The 12,969-nt window shown below is 62.8% G+C and carries 12 protein-coding genes; 5 read left to right on the plus strand and 7 right to left on the minus strand.

Annotated elements, in window-relative coordinates:
* Positions 1-28: 28 nt before the first annotated feature.
* Positions 29-1,303, plus strand: a complete 1,275-nt coding sequence (locus FEV53_RS00480; RefSeq protein WP_142832849.1) for an extracellular solute-binding protein — start codon at positions 29-31, stop codon at positions 1,301-1,303.
* A gap of 58 nt (positions 1,304-1,361) precedes the next feature.
* On the plus strand, positions 1,362-2,435 hold the full coding sequence (locus tag FEV53_RS00485) for a glycoside hydrolase 5 family protein (RefSeq protein WP_185962034.1): 1,074 nt from the start codon (positions 1,362-1,364) through the stop codon (positions 2,433-2,435).
* A gap of 3 nt (positions 2,436-2,438) precedes the next feature.
* On the opposite strand, the gene FEV53_RS00490 is transcribed toward FEV53_RS00485, so the two are convergent.
* The 3 genes from FEV53_RS00490 to FEV53_RS00500 all read right to left on the minus strand — a co-directional run bounded on the left by FEV53_RS00490 (position 2,439) and on the right by FEV53_RS00500 (position 4,989).
* Positions 2,439-3,461 (minus strand): 5-oxoprolinase subunit C family protein, encoded by a 1,023-nt coding sequence (locus tag FEV53_RS00490; protein WP_142832851.1) that lies wholly within the window; start codon positions 3,459-3,461, stop codon positions 2,439-2,441.
* Positions 3,458-4,195, minus strand: a complete 738-nt coding sequence (locus tag FEV53_RS00495) for a 5-oxoprolinase subunit B family protein (protein WP_142832852.1) — start codon at positions 4,193-4,195, stop codon at positions 3,458-3,460. The genes FEV53_RS00490 and FEV53_RS00495 overlap by 4 nt, the downstream gene beginning before the upstream one ends.
* A 164-nt stretch (positions 4,196-4,359) precedes the next feature.
* The gene (locus FEV53_RS00500) at positions 4,360-4,989 is read right to left on the minus strand and encodes a J domain-containing protein (RefSeq protein WP_142832853.1); all 630 of its coding nucleotides are present in this window, start codon (positions 4,987-4,989) and stop codon (positions 4,360-4,362) included.
* 71 nt (positions 4,990-5,060) lie between these two features.
* Between FEV53_RS00500 and FEV53_RS00505 the strand changes: the two genes are divergently transcribed.
* A complete protein-coding gene (locus tag FEV53_RS00505; RefSeq protein WP_142832854.1) occupies positions 5,061-5,315 on the plus strand; it encodes a BolA family protein in 255 nt (84 codons plus the stop codon).
* Here the strand turns inward: FEV53_RS00505 and FEV53_RS00510 are convergent.
* Together FEV53_RS00510 and gatB are read right to left on the minus strand one after the other, a co-directional pair.
* Complete coding sequence (locus tag FEV53_RS00510; RefSeq protein ID WP_185962035.1) at positions 5,312-6,169, minus strand: hypothetical protein; 858 nt, start codon at positions 6,167-6,169, stop codon at positions 5,312-5,314. The two genes, FEV53_RS00505 and FEV53_RS00510, sit on opposite strands and share 4 nt — an antisense overlap.
* Positions 6,170-6,309: 140 nt before the next feature.
* Positions 6,310-7,824 carry an Asp-tRNA(Asn)/Glu-tRNA(Gln) amidotransferase subunit GatB gene (gene gatB / locus FEV53_RS00515; protein WP_142832856.1) on the minus strand — a complete coding sequence of 505 codons (1,515 nt, stop codon included), beginning with the start codon at positions 7,822-7,824 and terminating at the stop codon, positions 6,310-6,312.
* Positions 7,825-8,030: 206 nt separating this feature from the next.
* Between gatB and FEV53_RS00520 the strand changes: the two genes are divergently transcribed.
* Both FEV53_RS00520 and FEV53_RS00525 read left to right on the plus strand, forming a co-directional pair.
* Positions 8,031-8,624, plus strand: coding sequence for a transglycosylase SLT domain-containing protein (locus tag FEV53_RS00520; RefSeq protein WP_142832857.1), 594 nt, complete (start codon positions 8,031-8,033; stop codon positions 8,622-8,624).
* 68 nt (positions 8,625-8,692) lie between these two features.
* A complete protein-coding gene (locus FEV53_RS00525) occupies positions 8,693-9,376 on the plus strand; it encodes a transglycosylase SLT domain-containing protein (protein ID WP_142832858.1) in 684 nt (227 codons plus the stop codon).
* A gap of 3 nt (positions 9,377-9,379) precedes the next feature.
* On the opposite strand, the gene FEV53_RS00530 is transcribed toward FEV53_RS00525, so the two are convergent.
* Both FEV53_RS00530 and pepN read right to left on the minus strand, forming a co-directional pair.
* Complete coding sequence (locus FEV53_RS00530) at positions 9,380-10,255, minus strand: 1-acyl-sn-glycerol-3-phosphate acyltransferase (RefSeq protein ID WP_142832859.1); 876 nt, start codon at positions 10,253-10,255, stop codon at positions 9,380-9,382.
* Between the two features lie 100 nt (positions 10,256-10,355).
* Positions 10,356-12,899: an aminopeptidase N gene (gene pepN / locus FEV53_RS00535; RefSeq protein WP_142832860.1), complete on the minus strand. Its 2,544-nt coding sequence runs from the start codon at positions 12,897-12,899 to the stop codon at positions 10,356-10,358.
* Between the last annotated feature and the right edge of the window lie 70 nt (positions 12,900-12,969).

A 12,969-nucleotide genomic window follows, 5' to 3' on the forward strand; every position in this document is an offset into this window, starting at 1 on the left:
CAAACGACAACCCAAAGGGAGGAAAACGATGAAAAAATTCCTGATGACCGCCGCCATGGCGACCTGTCTGATGAGCCCCGCGATGGCCACGGATATCTCGCTGGCGCGCTTCTTCGGTGCCTGCGAGGATGCCGGGACCGACACCAAAGCCAGCGTCGGCGAGGCGTGCATTATCCAGTCGATCATCAACGCGGCGAGCGAGCAGATTGACGGCGTGACCGTCGAGACCCTGCCCACCGATTGGGGCAATTATTATGACCAGCTGAAGGCCGCCTTTGCAGGTGGCACGCCCCCGGATGTCTTCGTCATGCACCGCCACCGGGTGCCGGAATTCGCGGGTCTCGGTGCGCTGGGCGAGATTTCCGGCGATCTGGAGGGCGTGGGCATCGACTCCGGCGACTGGAGCGAAAACGCTCTCGCTGCTGTGAGCTATGAGGATGGCGTTTACGGCGTGCCGATGGATTTCCATGCCAATCTCTGGCACGTGAACATGGAACTGATGGAGAAGGCCGGTCTGGTCGAAGACGGCAAGCCGATGCTGCCCAGCTCGCCCGAAGAGATGCTGGAGCACGCGCAGAAGGTCAAAGACGCCACCGGTCAGAACTACCTCGCCGCCGATTTCGCCCAGTTCCCCATTGGGGTGCGGCTGGTGCTGGCGATGATGTGGCAGCAGAACGCCAACATCTTTGACGCGGACGGCAACGCCACAGTGGACAGCGAGGCGGCGCGCAACGCGATCACCGCGATCACTCAGCTCTTCGATGCCGAACTGGCCGATCCTCAGCTGAACTACGCGGACAGCCAGCAGTCCTTCCTGAATGGCGAAGCGGCGATCCTCGTGAACGGCACCTGGGTGGTGGATTTCTACACCGCCGAAGCCGCCAAGGAAGAGGTCGCTCTCGATACCTACTACGCGGCTGATTTCCCGACGCTGTTCGAGACCGGCGCCACCTGGGCGGACAGCCATATGTGGGCGGTTCCCTCTACGCTGGAGGGCGAGAAGAAAGAGGCTGCACTGAAGGTTCTGGCCTTTATCAACGACCACAATATCGACTGGGCCCGCACCGGTCACATGGCGGTTCGGACCTCCGTGCTGGAGAGCGACGACTATGCCGCGCTGCCCCACCGCTCGGAATATGCCGGGACCGCTGAGATCGCCCGCGACACCCCCCCGTCCGAACGCTACGGCGCCATCCAGGACGTGCTGAACCGTGAGCTGCAGGCCATCTGGCTGACCGGCAAATCGGTGGATGACGCGCTGGCCGATGCGCAGATCGAGGTTCAGGATCAACTGGATCGCTAAGAACGACACGCCCGGCCCGGCCATGTCGGTCGGACCGGGCCTTGCCGGGGATCATTCCATGACGAGATGGAGCATCGAGCGCGCGCAAGCGTGGTGGGCGGAGCTTGGCTGGGTCTGCGGGTTCAACTACCTGCCGTCCTCTGCGGTGAATTTCCTTGAGATGTGGCACCCCGAGACGTTCGACCGGGACACCATCTCGCGCGAGCTAGTCTGGGCGGGCGAGGCGGGGTTCAACGCGGTCCGCATCAATCTGCATTATCTTGTGTGGAAACATGATGCGGACGGTCTGATGGAGCGTCTGCGCTGGTTCGTCAGGGCGGCGGCGGACCGGGGTCTCGGCGTCGTGATCTGTCCCTTTGACGACTGCGGCTTCGGCGGGTTTGAGCCGGTCTATGGGGCCCAGCCCGACCCGGTTCCGGACGTCCATAACAGCCGCGCCGTGGCGAGTCCCGGCCGCGCGGCGCTGCTGGATGGCAGCGAATGGGCCAGTTTTGGCGCCTATGTGCGAGAGGTCGTCGGAAGCTTTCGCGATGATCCGCGTGTTCTGTTCTGGGATCTCTACAACGAACCCGGCAATCGGATGATGTTTTCCGCTGACGGGTATGGGACCTATGAGCCGGACTTTACCCCGGCCAGCCTGCGCCTGATGCGTGACAGTTTTCGTTGGGCAAGGGACGAGGACCCAATGCAGCCGCTGACCGTCGGTGCCTGGGTCACCCCCGAGCCGGGCTCTGACGCAGATCCCTACCAGACCGAGGCCGACCGCATCGCGCTGGAGCTATCGGACATCATCACCTTTCACGCTTATTGGGATGCGCCCCATGTGGCGCGGTTCATTGATCATCTGGCGCAGCACGACCGGCCAATGCTGTGCACAGAATGGATGGCGCGCCCCATTGGCAGCGTGATCGACGATCAGCTGGACCTGTTCCGGGAGCGCGGCGTGGGGTGCTTTCAGTGGGGCCTCGTGCAGGGGCGCACCCAGACCAATCTGCCCTGGCCTGCGGAACTGGTCAGGCTCCATGGCGGGCACGCGGACCGCTCGGTCTGGTTTCACGACCTCTTCGATGCCGAGGGCACACCCTACCGGCCCGAAGAAGTCGCGAAAATCCGTCAGGTTGCCGGGCGCTGAGACTCAGCGCCGCTCCAGATCGTCGCCCTTGGTGACGCCACCGATGAGGGAGTAGGAGAGCAGATCGCGCATCTCCTCTGGGCGTCGGATCAACCGCTCGCGGCTCTGGCGCAAGGCCTTTTTCCGGGTGGCCTCCGTCTCCTCGACCCGCACGGCCTCATCCAGCGCCACGAAGGCAAAGCGCAGCGAGGCGCCGGAACGGGCCTGTGCAACGCGGGGCAGATCGGCGGGCAGGACGGTCCCGATCCGGGTATAACCGCCTGTCGTCTGGCATTCCGACAAGAGCACAAACGGCGTGCCATCGCCGGTGATCTGGATGTCGCCGGGGGTAATCACCTCGGACAAGACCGAGAGGCCGCCATCACTGGCAAAACCGTCCCCGTCCAGCACCAGAGGTACGCCCATCCGGTTGCCGCGCATGTCGCGCCGGAACGCGGTCTGGACAAAGCGTGTCCGTTCGGCCTCGGAGAAGAAGCCGGTCTGCAGGCTCGGCACGATGCGCACGGTGCCACCGGCAAAACGATCGGCGACCGTGAGCTTGTAGCCCACGGCAGCGGGATCCGCGTCGTGGCCGACGGGCAGGGTGTCGCCCACCGCGCAGGGGGCGCCGAGACCCGCCGCCAGATGCACGGACCGCGATCCCAGCATCTCCGGTGTCGAGATCCCGCCGCCCAGATGCAGATAGCCATAGGTGCCGGAGAGGGCGCCACCGATGCTGAGTTTCGCGCCCTTGGGCAAGAGGTGACTGGCATTCCACGCAATCGCCGCGCCATCGATCTCGGCCCGCATGGGCGCACCGGTCAGAGCGATGCGCAGGTCACATGCGGCCTCGAACACGCCGCCTGCCCCCGCCATTTCCAGCGCTGCGAGGTCTCCCGATTGCTCCAGCAGCGCCGCGCCTTCGGCAAGTGCCAGCCGGTCAGCAGCCCCTCCGCGGGACAGGCCGCGCCCGAGATAGCCGGGACGCCCCGGGTCCTGCACGGTCATCATCGGACCCGCTCGACGAATGATCAGGCTGCGGCTCATGACAGCTTCTCCCAACGGGCGCCGTCTTCGCCGGCGGGCATGGCGTGGTAGGTCTCGGGCGAGATCTGCTCGAACAGCACCTCGTCGCCGGGGCTGAGCACGAAGGGCGTGTTGCTCTCGGGTCGGAACGCGCGAAACGCTGTTTGCCCGATATGGCGCCAACCCGTGGGGGTCGAAACAGCGAACAGCACCAATTGCCGGATCGCGACCGTCAGGGCGCCTACGGGGACTTTTGCGGTGAGGCTGGTCTGGCGCGGGATGTCCCACTCGGCAGGCAGTTCTCCCAGATAAGGCTGCCCGGCGGCGAACCCGATGGTCTGCACACGGACCCGCGTCTCGGAAATCGAGCGGATCGCCTCCTCGGGGCTCATCCCGGCCATGGCGGCTGCTTCGTCGAGCTGCGGCGCGAGGTCGGTGCCGAAGACTGTGGGGATATACCAGAGGCGGCGGCCCCGGGGCAGGGGCGCAGCGTACCAGTCCTGCGAGGCGATGAGCGCTTGCAGATCTGCTTCGATGCGGGCGTGGGGGCAGGCCAGCGGATCAAAGCGCAAATAGGTCGATGTGAGAGAGGTCGAGGTTTCCTCGCATCCCGGCAAATCGGCGCTCTCAATAGCGGCGCGAAAAGCCAGAGCGGCACGGTTAGCGGCTTCGCTGAGGCGGTCGCCAAAGGTCACGAGCAGACCGTCCACGCCCACGCGGCGCAATTGCGGCTGGAGGTTGGATTTTTCGGTCATCGGGCCACGACGCCCCTGAAACCGGAAATATGGGTCCGGGAGATGAGCGTGTGGGGCATGGGCGCGTTCCGTTGATTCCGTTGCGCGTTGGTCCCATGCCGGGGGGCACCGTGTCCAGTGCCGTTACGTTAGTTCCGGAGCGCTGTGGCTCCGGAATGGTGGTCTCAGCCGGTAAAGTTCCGGCTGTCCTTGATCTGATCCCAGGCCCACACGACCTCGTTCAGCTGCTCTTCATGTCCGCGATCACCGCCGTTCATGTCGGGGTGAAGAACCTTGATCAGCGCCTTGTAGGCTTTGCGGATCTCCGGCTTCGTCGCGGTGTCCCTGACATCGAGGATCTCCAGAGCCTTTCGTTCCTTGGGCGGCAGACGACGGGTCGAGCCACCGGTGGCCTTACCCGGATTGCGGGTGGCATTGGTGCCCAGCACCTGATGCGGGTCATCCACACCCAGCCGCGCCCAGGCACGCTGTTCGTCATCGCGCCAGGGCTTCGTCTCGCGGCCCCAGACCCGATCCTTGGAGATCTGTTCGTCGAACTCTTCTTCGGTCGAGCCGTTAAAGAAGTTCCATTTCAGATTATATTCGCGAATATGCTCCTTACAGAACCAGAGATACTCGTCGAGGTGGTCGGGCGACTTGGGCGCTCGATAGAGGCCTTTTTCTTCGCAGCCCTCATGCTCGCAAACCCGCATCGAGGTTTCGAAGGCACCGGACATGCCTCTTCTGCCTCGCGGATTCCTCTTCTTGGCGGAGGATACGCTGATGTCGAAACCGAACGGGTCATTCTTGACCATACCGGGCTCCTTATTCATTCCGGGGCGACAGTCTAGACTTTTATGGCGAGAGTGAAAGAGGGGAATGACGCATGAGTGTCGCAGATAAGATTAAATCAAGGCTCGATGCCGCGTTTCAGCCGACAGAACTTGATGTGGAGGATCAGTCGGCGATGCATGCGGGCCATGCGGGGGCTCCCGCGGAGGGCGAGAGCCATTTTGCAGTCCGGATCCGTGGGGGCGGGCTTGGTGATCTCAGCCGCATTGCACGCCACCGCGCGGTGCATGACGCCATTGGCAAGGAACTCATGGCGCGCATCCACGCGCTGTCGATCGACGCGGGTTAGTTCAGGAACAGATCTGGCAGTATCGCATCTGCGACGGTGCGAACCGGTTCGGTGGCCGAAAGATCCGCAGCTTGCATGTGCCCGGCAGTCATCTCGAACGGTTCGAACGCAAAGCCTGCGTCCAACGCTTCAAGTGTCTCGTTCAGAACCGGGAGCCAATCGCCGTTGATCGCGGAGACGTCGTCCTCTGTCAGCAAAAACGTGGATTGCTTGTCCGACGAGTCCAGAGCTCCATTGCGAATCGCACGCAATGAGTGTGTCACAGACCGCTCAAGAGCGGAAAACGGTGCGCCTTCCAGCCGGGTTTTGACTTCGTGCAACAGCCGCAATCCGTCGAGGTTCAGGGACCGATTGGGGTCGCTTACGTTCTTCTGAAAATCTCCTCGTCTGTCGCGCCCGACACCAATCCAGTCGAGGAAGGTGTCGATCAGATCGTCAGCGCCGTACTCCACGATATTCACAGACGACACTGACGCGTTGGCCTTCCATCGGGCAATATGGGTCGTCAGATCGAAGAATCGGAACACCTCGGCGTTCGTGGGTCCGGCGTTTCTGAAGTCATCGATGGTGGTCCGGTGAGACTTCAGCATCTGGTTGCGCCAGGAATTCAGCCATTTCACGGGATGCCGCACGACGAGCATCAGGTCGACCGCCTCGTGTCCCGCAGTGATCTTTCGACACATATCCGCGTCCGCCAGATATCCGGTCTCATAAGACAGAACCGGTCGATACGGCCCCTCTGACAACTGCGCCAGCCGATTTTTATGGCGCGGACCAAACCGCTCGAATATGTCCTGATGCCAGACACCGCCGGACAGTTTGGTTGGATACACACGATCAAATTCGCGCAACATCAATGCGTTATTGGTGCAGAAAGTTTGAATCGCTTTAGATCCGGTCTTTTGCATCCCAAGATGAATAAACATTGAACGTCCCCGGCTTTGCACAGAGTAAAAAGGCCTAGTTAATTTTCAACGTTTTCTCAAGTCTTGGGTTACAGACCTAGCTTTTCCTTCACGATCTGGTTAACTGAGCCGGGGTTCGCCTTGCCGCCGGTGGCCTTCATCACCTGACCCACGAACCAGCCCGCGAGTTTCGGGTTGGCCTGCGCCTTTTCCACCTGTGCCGGGTTGGCGGCAATCACCTCATCCACAGCGGCCTCGATGGCGCCGGTGTCGGTCACCTGCTTCATGCCGCGGGATTCGACGATCACGGCTGGATCGCCGCCTTCGGAATAGACGATCTCGAACAGGTCCTTGGCGATCTTGCCGGAGATGTCACCGGCCTTGATCAGGGACACGATTTTCCCCAGTTGCTCCGCCGAGACGGGGCTTTCGGTGATGTCGTGGTCCTCTTTCTTCAACCGGCCAAACAGCTCGTTGATCACCCAGTTGGCGCTGAGTTTGCCGTCGCCTGAGACTGCCGCGACCTCTTCAAAGAACGCGGCATTCTCGACCTCAGCCGTCAGCACCCCCGCGTCATATTCGGTCATGCCGTACTCTGTCACAAAGCGGGTCTTCTTCTCATCCGGCAGTTCGGGGAGCGACGCAGCGATCTCGTCCACCCAGGCCTGCTCGATTTCTAGCGGCAGAAGGTCGGGATCGGGGAAGTAGCGGTAGTCGTGGGCTTCTTCCTTCGACCGCATGGAGCGGGTCTCGCCCTTGTCGGGGTCAAAGAGCCGGGTCTCCTGCACCACCTCGCCGCCATCCTCGACGATGGCAATCTGGCGCCGCGCCTCGATCTCGATGGCCTGCTGGATAAAGCGCATGGAATTCATGTTCTTGATTTCGCAGCGCGTACCCAGATGGGAGAAATCTCCGGTTTCCTGATATTTCTCGTAATCGCCGGGACGACAGACCGAGACGTTCACATCGGCCCGCAGGTTGCCGTTCTGCATGTCGCCGTTGCAGGTGCCGAGGTAGCGCAGGATCTGGCGCAGCTTGCCCACATAGGCGGCGGCCTCTTCGGGGCCTCGAATGTCGGGGCGGGAAACGATCTCCATCAGCGCCACGCCGGTGCGGTTGAGGTCCACAAAGGACATGGACGGGTCCATGTCGTGGATCGACTTGCCCGCGTCCTGCTCCAGATGAATGCGCTCGATCCGCACCCGCCGCGCCACGCCGGGGCCCATATCGACGATCACTTCGCCTTCGCCGACGATGGGTTCATAGAGCTGGCTGATCTGGTAGCCCTGCGGCAGGTCGGGATAGAAGTAGTTCTTGCGGTCGAAGGCCGAGCGCAGGTTGATCCCTGCCTTCAGCCCCAGCCCGGTTTTCACCGCCAGAGCCACGCAGCCCTCGTTGATCACCGGCAGCATGCCCGGCATACCCGCATCCACAAAGGCCACGTTCGAGTTTGGCTCGGCGCCGAATTTCGTCGAGGCGCCGGAGAACAGCTTGGCATTCGAGGCGACCTGCGCGTGCACCTCAAGGCCGATAACCAGCTCCCAGTCTTCTTTGGCGCCCTGAATCACTTTGGGCTTCGGCGGCTCATAGGTCAGATCGAGCATCTGGGCTGGCTCCTGTGGCGAACGGTTCGGCTGTGGGAGGTAGCGCCCCTTCGTCATTTGCGCAAGCGGCGGCGGACCGCCGATCGCTCCCTTACGTCACTGGCAGGAGACCGCCGATCCCATCTGGACAGGGTAGGCAGGGGCGGGACGGCTCAACTACATACCGATCCGCCGGCCACACTGTCGGTGCTGCCCTATAGGTTTCCATGCGACGTTTGATTCTCTCGCTGAGCTTGCTTGCCCTGTCCGCCTGCGCGGACCTGACCACGACGACCGAGGCCCCCGAACCGGAGTCGCCTGCCGTCGAGCAGACCCCCGTCATGCGGTGGGATTTCCGGCCCAATGGCGAAAACTGGACCCGCGCGACCCTGAACGCGCTGGACAGCCACGGCGCAGTTCTGCCCTCCATGGTCCCTGCGGACATTGCGACCTGGTGCCCGGGCTACACGACTCAAACCCGTGAGAATCGCGCAGCTTTCTGGGCCGGGCTGTTTTCCGCACTGGCCAAGCATGAGAGCACCTGGCGCCCCGAGGCTGTTGGTGGCGGTGGGCTGTGGTACGGTCTGGTGCAGATCGATCCGCGCACGGCCCGCGCCTATAACTGTCGCGCCCAGAGCGGCGAGGCCCTGAAGAACCCCGAAGCCAACCTGAGCTGCGGCGTGCGTATTGCAGCCAAGCAGGTGTCCAAGCGCGGAACGGTCAATCGCGGAATGCGCGATTGGGGGCCGTTCCACAGCAGCGCCAAGCGCGCCGAGATGTCCGCATGGACCCGCGCGCAGGACTACTGTCAGCCGGTCTGAGGCAGACGCGATAAAGAGACGGAGGTGCTAACTTGTTGTTAGCGCCTCTTTCTTTATAGTTTGACGTTATGCGTACCCTCTTGGCGATTCTCTCGATACTCGCAGGCCCGATCTGGGCCGAAGAGGTGCGCCCGAAACCCCGCCCCGCCCCGGACTTCATCCCTGTGACCCGATGGGATCACCGGAGCGAGGCGGATGACTGGAGCCGCGCCGCGTTGCAGGCTCTGAAAACCCACGGGAGAAGTCTCGTGCGGACGGTGCCCCGTGACATCGCCCAGTGGTGCCCCGGCTACGAGCACGCCTCGGACGCGGCGCGCCGGGCATTCTGGGTCGGTTTGTTGTCCGGTGTCGCGAAATACGAAAGCACCTGGAATCCTCGCGCCGTGGGTGGGGGGCAGTGGTACGGGCTGATGCAGATCTGGCCCACCACGGCGCGCCATTTCGGCTGTCGGGCCCAGAACGGGGCGGCGCTGAAAGACGGCAGCGCGAACCTGTCCTGCGCCATCCGGATCCTGTCGAAGACGATTCCCCGGGACGGGGTTGTCCATGCCCGCTCGCCCCGCTGGTCCGGGGTCGCGGCGGATTGGGCGCCCATGCGCAAGCCCGGCGCACGGCGCGATATTCGCAAATGGGTGCGCGGTCAGCATTACTGCCAGCTCACGGCCAGCCCGCGTCCGGTTCCGCGTCCTGTTGCAGAGATCGAGATCTACGGACCGCAACCGCTTGATGTTGAGCTGACTGATGCGGGGTAACGCTCAGGACGAGCCAGACACCCAGCTGGGACGCCGGGTCATATCGACCAACGACACTTCGGGCGCGTGACGCCCGCCCAGCGACAGGGTCGCCTTGCGGAGCAATTCGATGGAGGCATCTGCGTCTTTCGAAAGTGCGGAGGGCGAAATTGGGTCGCCTACCGTCACCCGATAGGGCTGCTCGGCCTTATTCAGCGTCTCGTGGAACAGAGTGATGTCACGCAACGATGGATGAATGAAATCAAACAGATAGAACAGCGCCGAATTGCGTGCACGGATGTTCACCGGGATGATCGGCACGTCAAACTTACGCGCGATCATCGCCGCTGACGTCATCCAGGGTCGCTCATAAAGGCGCAGGCCCCGCCGTTTCGCCAGACGCCCTGACGGGAAGATAATCCCAAGCCGGTTTTCATTCATCGCCTTGCGCGTATAGGCCATGGTCTCGCGCATTTTCGCGTGGTTGCGCTTGTCCTCGCGCCATTCGACCGGAGCGATCATCACCTCCAGTTGCGGAACCACCTTCAGGATGTCGGAATTGGCGTAAAAGAACAGATCGGGCCGCGCCTCGCGCAGCAGATGATACAGCACCACTCCGTCGGCGATGCCTGTCGGGTGGTTACACACCATGAGCGCGCCGCCGTGACGCGGGATCCGATCAAAGCCTGTGACCTCCACGTCACGGGCGAGCATGTGACCCAGACGAGTCATCATTGCATCCCCGGACCAGTCCTCCATCTCGTTGGCCAGAGCGATTGTTTTGTCATAGCTCAGCATCTTGTGCAGAACCCGGCGCGCCGCCGCCACGGCAGGCCCCGGCTGGTCGAGCCACGCGGCGCGTTCGACGATCTGCTCGTCAATCCGATCCTTTATGGTCATGGCTCACCCACTTGCATTTGCTCAGCACGTTTTGGTGTCTCGGGAGCGAAAAGGCAAGAAATGTGTAAAATTTCACATCTCCGGGATCAACTTTGCCGTGTCAGCTTTCGAGGATCCTCCGGACCATTTCACCGGTATCGCGCGACAGGGTGGCGGCCTCTGAAATCCGACGCAAGGCCGCCTCCGCGAGGGCTTTGCGGTCCGCGTCGTAGCGGCGGAACGTCTGGAACACCGTCATGGTCCGCGCGGCCACCTGCGGCACGACCGGATCCATGCGCAGGATCCACTCGGCGACAAACGCGTAGCCCGATCCGTCGCCCGCATGGAAACCCGAGTGATTCGCACCTAGCGCGTGAACCACGGCGCGGAAGCGGTTGGGGGTCTTCCAGGTGAAGTCTGGATCATCGGCCAGCTCTCGTGCGATGCCGACGCCGGTTTCTCCGGGCGCGGTGCCGACCTTCAGCGCAAACCATTTGTCCATCACCAGCCGGTCGCTTTGCCAGCGTTTGCGGAAAGTCTCGGCTTCGGTCACGCCGTCGCCAATCCGCAAGAGGCAGGTCAGTGCGGCAAGGCTATCGGTCATGTTGCTGGCGGTGTCGAACTGCGCCCGGGCCCGGTCGCCGTTATCAATCCGCGTCAGCAACGCAAGTGCTGCGTTTCGAAGCGACCGCTTCGCCGCGTCACCAGCATCGGGGCTGAACGGTCCGGTTGGGGCCAGGCTGTCATGGATGTTGGCGAGTGTGTCGCGGTGTTGTCCGGCGACGGCGGTCGAGAGTGCGACGCGGGCTGCCTCGATCCGGAGCGGATCGGGGGTCGCGCCGCCCTCAGCAAGGGTTTGCGCCATGTCTTCGTCCGAGGGTAGGGCCAGCACCAGCGCCTGAAAAGCAGGGTCCAGATCCATGTCCGAGAGCACCTTACCCAGCGCGTCGAGATAGGTGGGGTCGGGTGCGGCATCGTCGAGGATCATCGCCATCAGGGCTTCCTTGCCCAAACTGCGACCCGCGTCCCAACGGCTAAGAGGGTCGGTGTCATGGGCCAGCAGCAGCGCCTTGTCGGCGGTGGAGAGCGGCTGGTCGAGTATCACCGGCGCGGAAAAGCCGCGCAGAACCGAGGGGACGGCTTCGGGCGTTTGGCAGGGCAGGCGAAATTCCTGCTTGGCCTCGGTCAGTTCCAGCACTGTGTCAGCCACCACCTCCTGCCCATCTGGCGCGATGGCGCCAATGCGGATCGGCATGTGCAGGGGCGATTTCTCCGGCTGGCCGGGGGTCGGACGGGTCTCCTGGGCCAAGGTGAGGATCAGCTCACCAGCTTCATGCCGGGATGAGACGCTGAGCCGCGGCGTGCCCGCCTGATGATACCAGCGGGCGAAGTGAGACAGGGCCCGGCCTGAGGCGTCCTCGAACACCTTCAGCCAGTCTTCGATGGTGCAGGCCTGCCCGTCATGGCGCTCAAAATAGAGCTTGCAGCCCTGTTGCCACGCCGCGTCCCCGATCAGAACCCGCAGCATTCCGATTAGCTCGGCACCCTTTTCATAGACGGTTGCGGTGTAGAAGTTGTTGATCTCCACATAGCTCTCGGGCCGAACCGGATGGGCGAGGGGGCCTGCATCCTCGGGGAACTGGCGCGCGCGGAGCATCTGCACATCTTCAATCCGCTGCACCGCGTGACTGCGCGCGTCGCCGGAGAATTGCTGATCGCGATAGACGGTTAGACCTTCCTTCAGACACAGCTGAAACCAGTCCCGACAGGTGATCCGGTTCCCGGTCCAGTTGTGGAAATACTCATGGGCGATCACCGATTCGATGCGCTGGTAGTCGGCATCGGTGGCGGTCTCCGGCGAGGCGAGGACAAGGCGGGAGTTGAAAATGTTCAGCCCCTTATTTTCCATAGCGCCCATGTTGAAATCATCCACGGCCACGATGTTGAATACGTCCAGATCATAGGCGCGGCCATAAACCTCTTCGTCCCAGAGCATCGAACGTTTCAGCGCGTCCATGGCGTAATCGCAGCGGTCCTCATCACCGGGTCGCACCCAGATGTTCAGCGCCACATCGCGACCCTCCATGGTGCGAAAGCGGTCGGAACGGGCGACCAGTTCGCCCGCAACGAGGGCGAAGAGATAGGCGGGCTTGGGCCAGGGGTCGTGCCAGAGAGCAAAGCCATCGCCGCGCTCGATTTCCTCGCCATTGGACAGCAGGACGGGCAGGTCGGACTCAATGCGGACCTCGAACGGCGCCATGACGTCCGGGCGGTCCGGGTAATAGGTGATCCGGCGGAATCCCTCGGCCTCGCATTGGGTGCAATACATGCCGTTCGACATGTAGAGGCCGTTGAGCGTGGTGTTGGCCTCGGGGTCGATCTCGACCTCGGCCTCCCACGTGAAGGCGTCCGGCGCGTCGATCTCAAGGCCTGTCCCGGTGAGCGTCGGCGTAATCGGGGTGCCGTCAATCTGCGCGGAGATCAGTGTGAGCTTGTCCCCGTCGAGTTTCAGCGGTCCGCCGGGTCCATCGGGATTGCGGCGAAAAGCGATGCGCGACAGCACCCGCGTGGTATTGGGCGCGAGGCGGAAGGTGAGGGAGACCTTATCAACCAGAAAAGCGGGCGGCTGGTAATCGGCGAGGCGGATCGGCGCGGGATTGTCCATGGAGGGCTCCGTCGGATAAAAATCGAAATGGCTCCGTGGGGAGCGCTTCGGCGCAACCATGTCTTGCGGA

Origin of the sequence: Palleronia caenipelagi (assembly GCF_007004065.1) — a bacterium.
In the GTDB taxonomy this organism is placed as follows: Bacteria; Pseudomonadota; Alphaproteobacteria; order Rhodobacterales; family Rhodobacteraceae; genus Palleronia; species Palleronia caenipelagi.

Excerpts from the sequence above, each read along its gene's own strand:
- FEV53_RS00520 (WP_142832857.1), top strand. The coding sequence starts at position 8,031 with ATGCGACGTTTGATTCTCTCGCTGAGCTTGCTTGCCCTGTCCGCCTGC.
- FEV53_RS00500 (WP_142832853.1), bottom strand. The coding sequence starts at position 4,989 with ATGGTCAAGAATGACCCGTTCGGTTTCGACATCAGCGTATCCTCCGCC.
- FEV53_RS00495 (WP_142832852.1), bottom strand. The coding sequence starts at position 4,195 with ATGACCGAAAAATCCAACCTCCAGCCGCAATTGCGCCGCGTGGGCGTG.
- FEV53_RS00525 (WP_142832858.1), top strand. The coding sequence starts at position 8,693 with ATGCGTACCCTCTTGGCGATTCTCTCGATACTCGCAGGCCCGATCTGG.
- FEV53_RS00480 (WP_142832849.1), top strand. The coding sequence starts at position 29 with ATGAAAAAATTCCTGATGACCGCCGCCATGGCGACCTGTCTGATGAGC.
- pepN (WP_142832860.1), bottom strand. The coding sequence starts at position 12,899 with ATGGACAATCCCGCGCCGATCCGCCTCGCCGATTACCAGCCGCCCGCT.
- gatB (WP_142832856.1), bottom strand. The coding sequence starts at position 7,824 with ATGCTCGATCTGACCTATGAGCCGCCGAAGCCCAAAGTGATTCAGGGC.
- FEV53_RS00530 (WP_142832859.1), bottom strand. The coding sequence starts at position 10,255 with ATGACCATAAAGGATCGGATTGACGAGCAGATCGTCGAACGCGCCGCG.
- FEV53_RS00485 (WP_185962034.1), top strand. The coding sequence starts at position 1,362 with ATGACGAGATGGAGCATCGAGCGCGCGCAAGCGTGGTGGGCGGAGCTT.
- FEV53_RS00505 (WP_142832854.1), top strand. The coding sequence starts at position 5,061 with ATGAGTGTCGCAGATAAGATTAAATCAAGGCTCGATGCCGCGTTTCAG.
- FEV53_RS00490 (WP_142832851.1), bottom strand. The coding sequence starts at position 3,461 with ATGAGCCGCAGCCTGATCATTCGTCGAGCGGGTCCGATGATGACCGTG.
- FEV53_RS00510 (WP_185962035.1), bottom strand. The coding sequence starts at position 6,169 with ATGTTGCGCGAATTTGATCGTGTGTATCCAACCAAACTGTCCGGCGGT.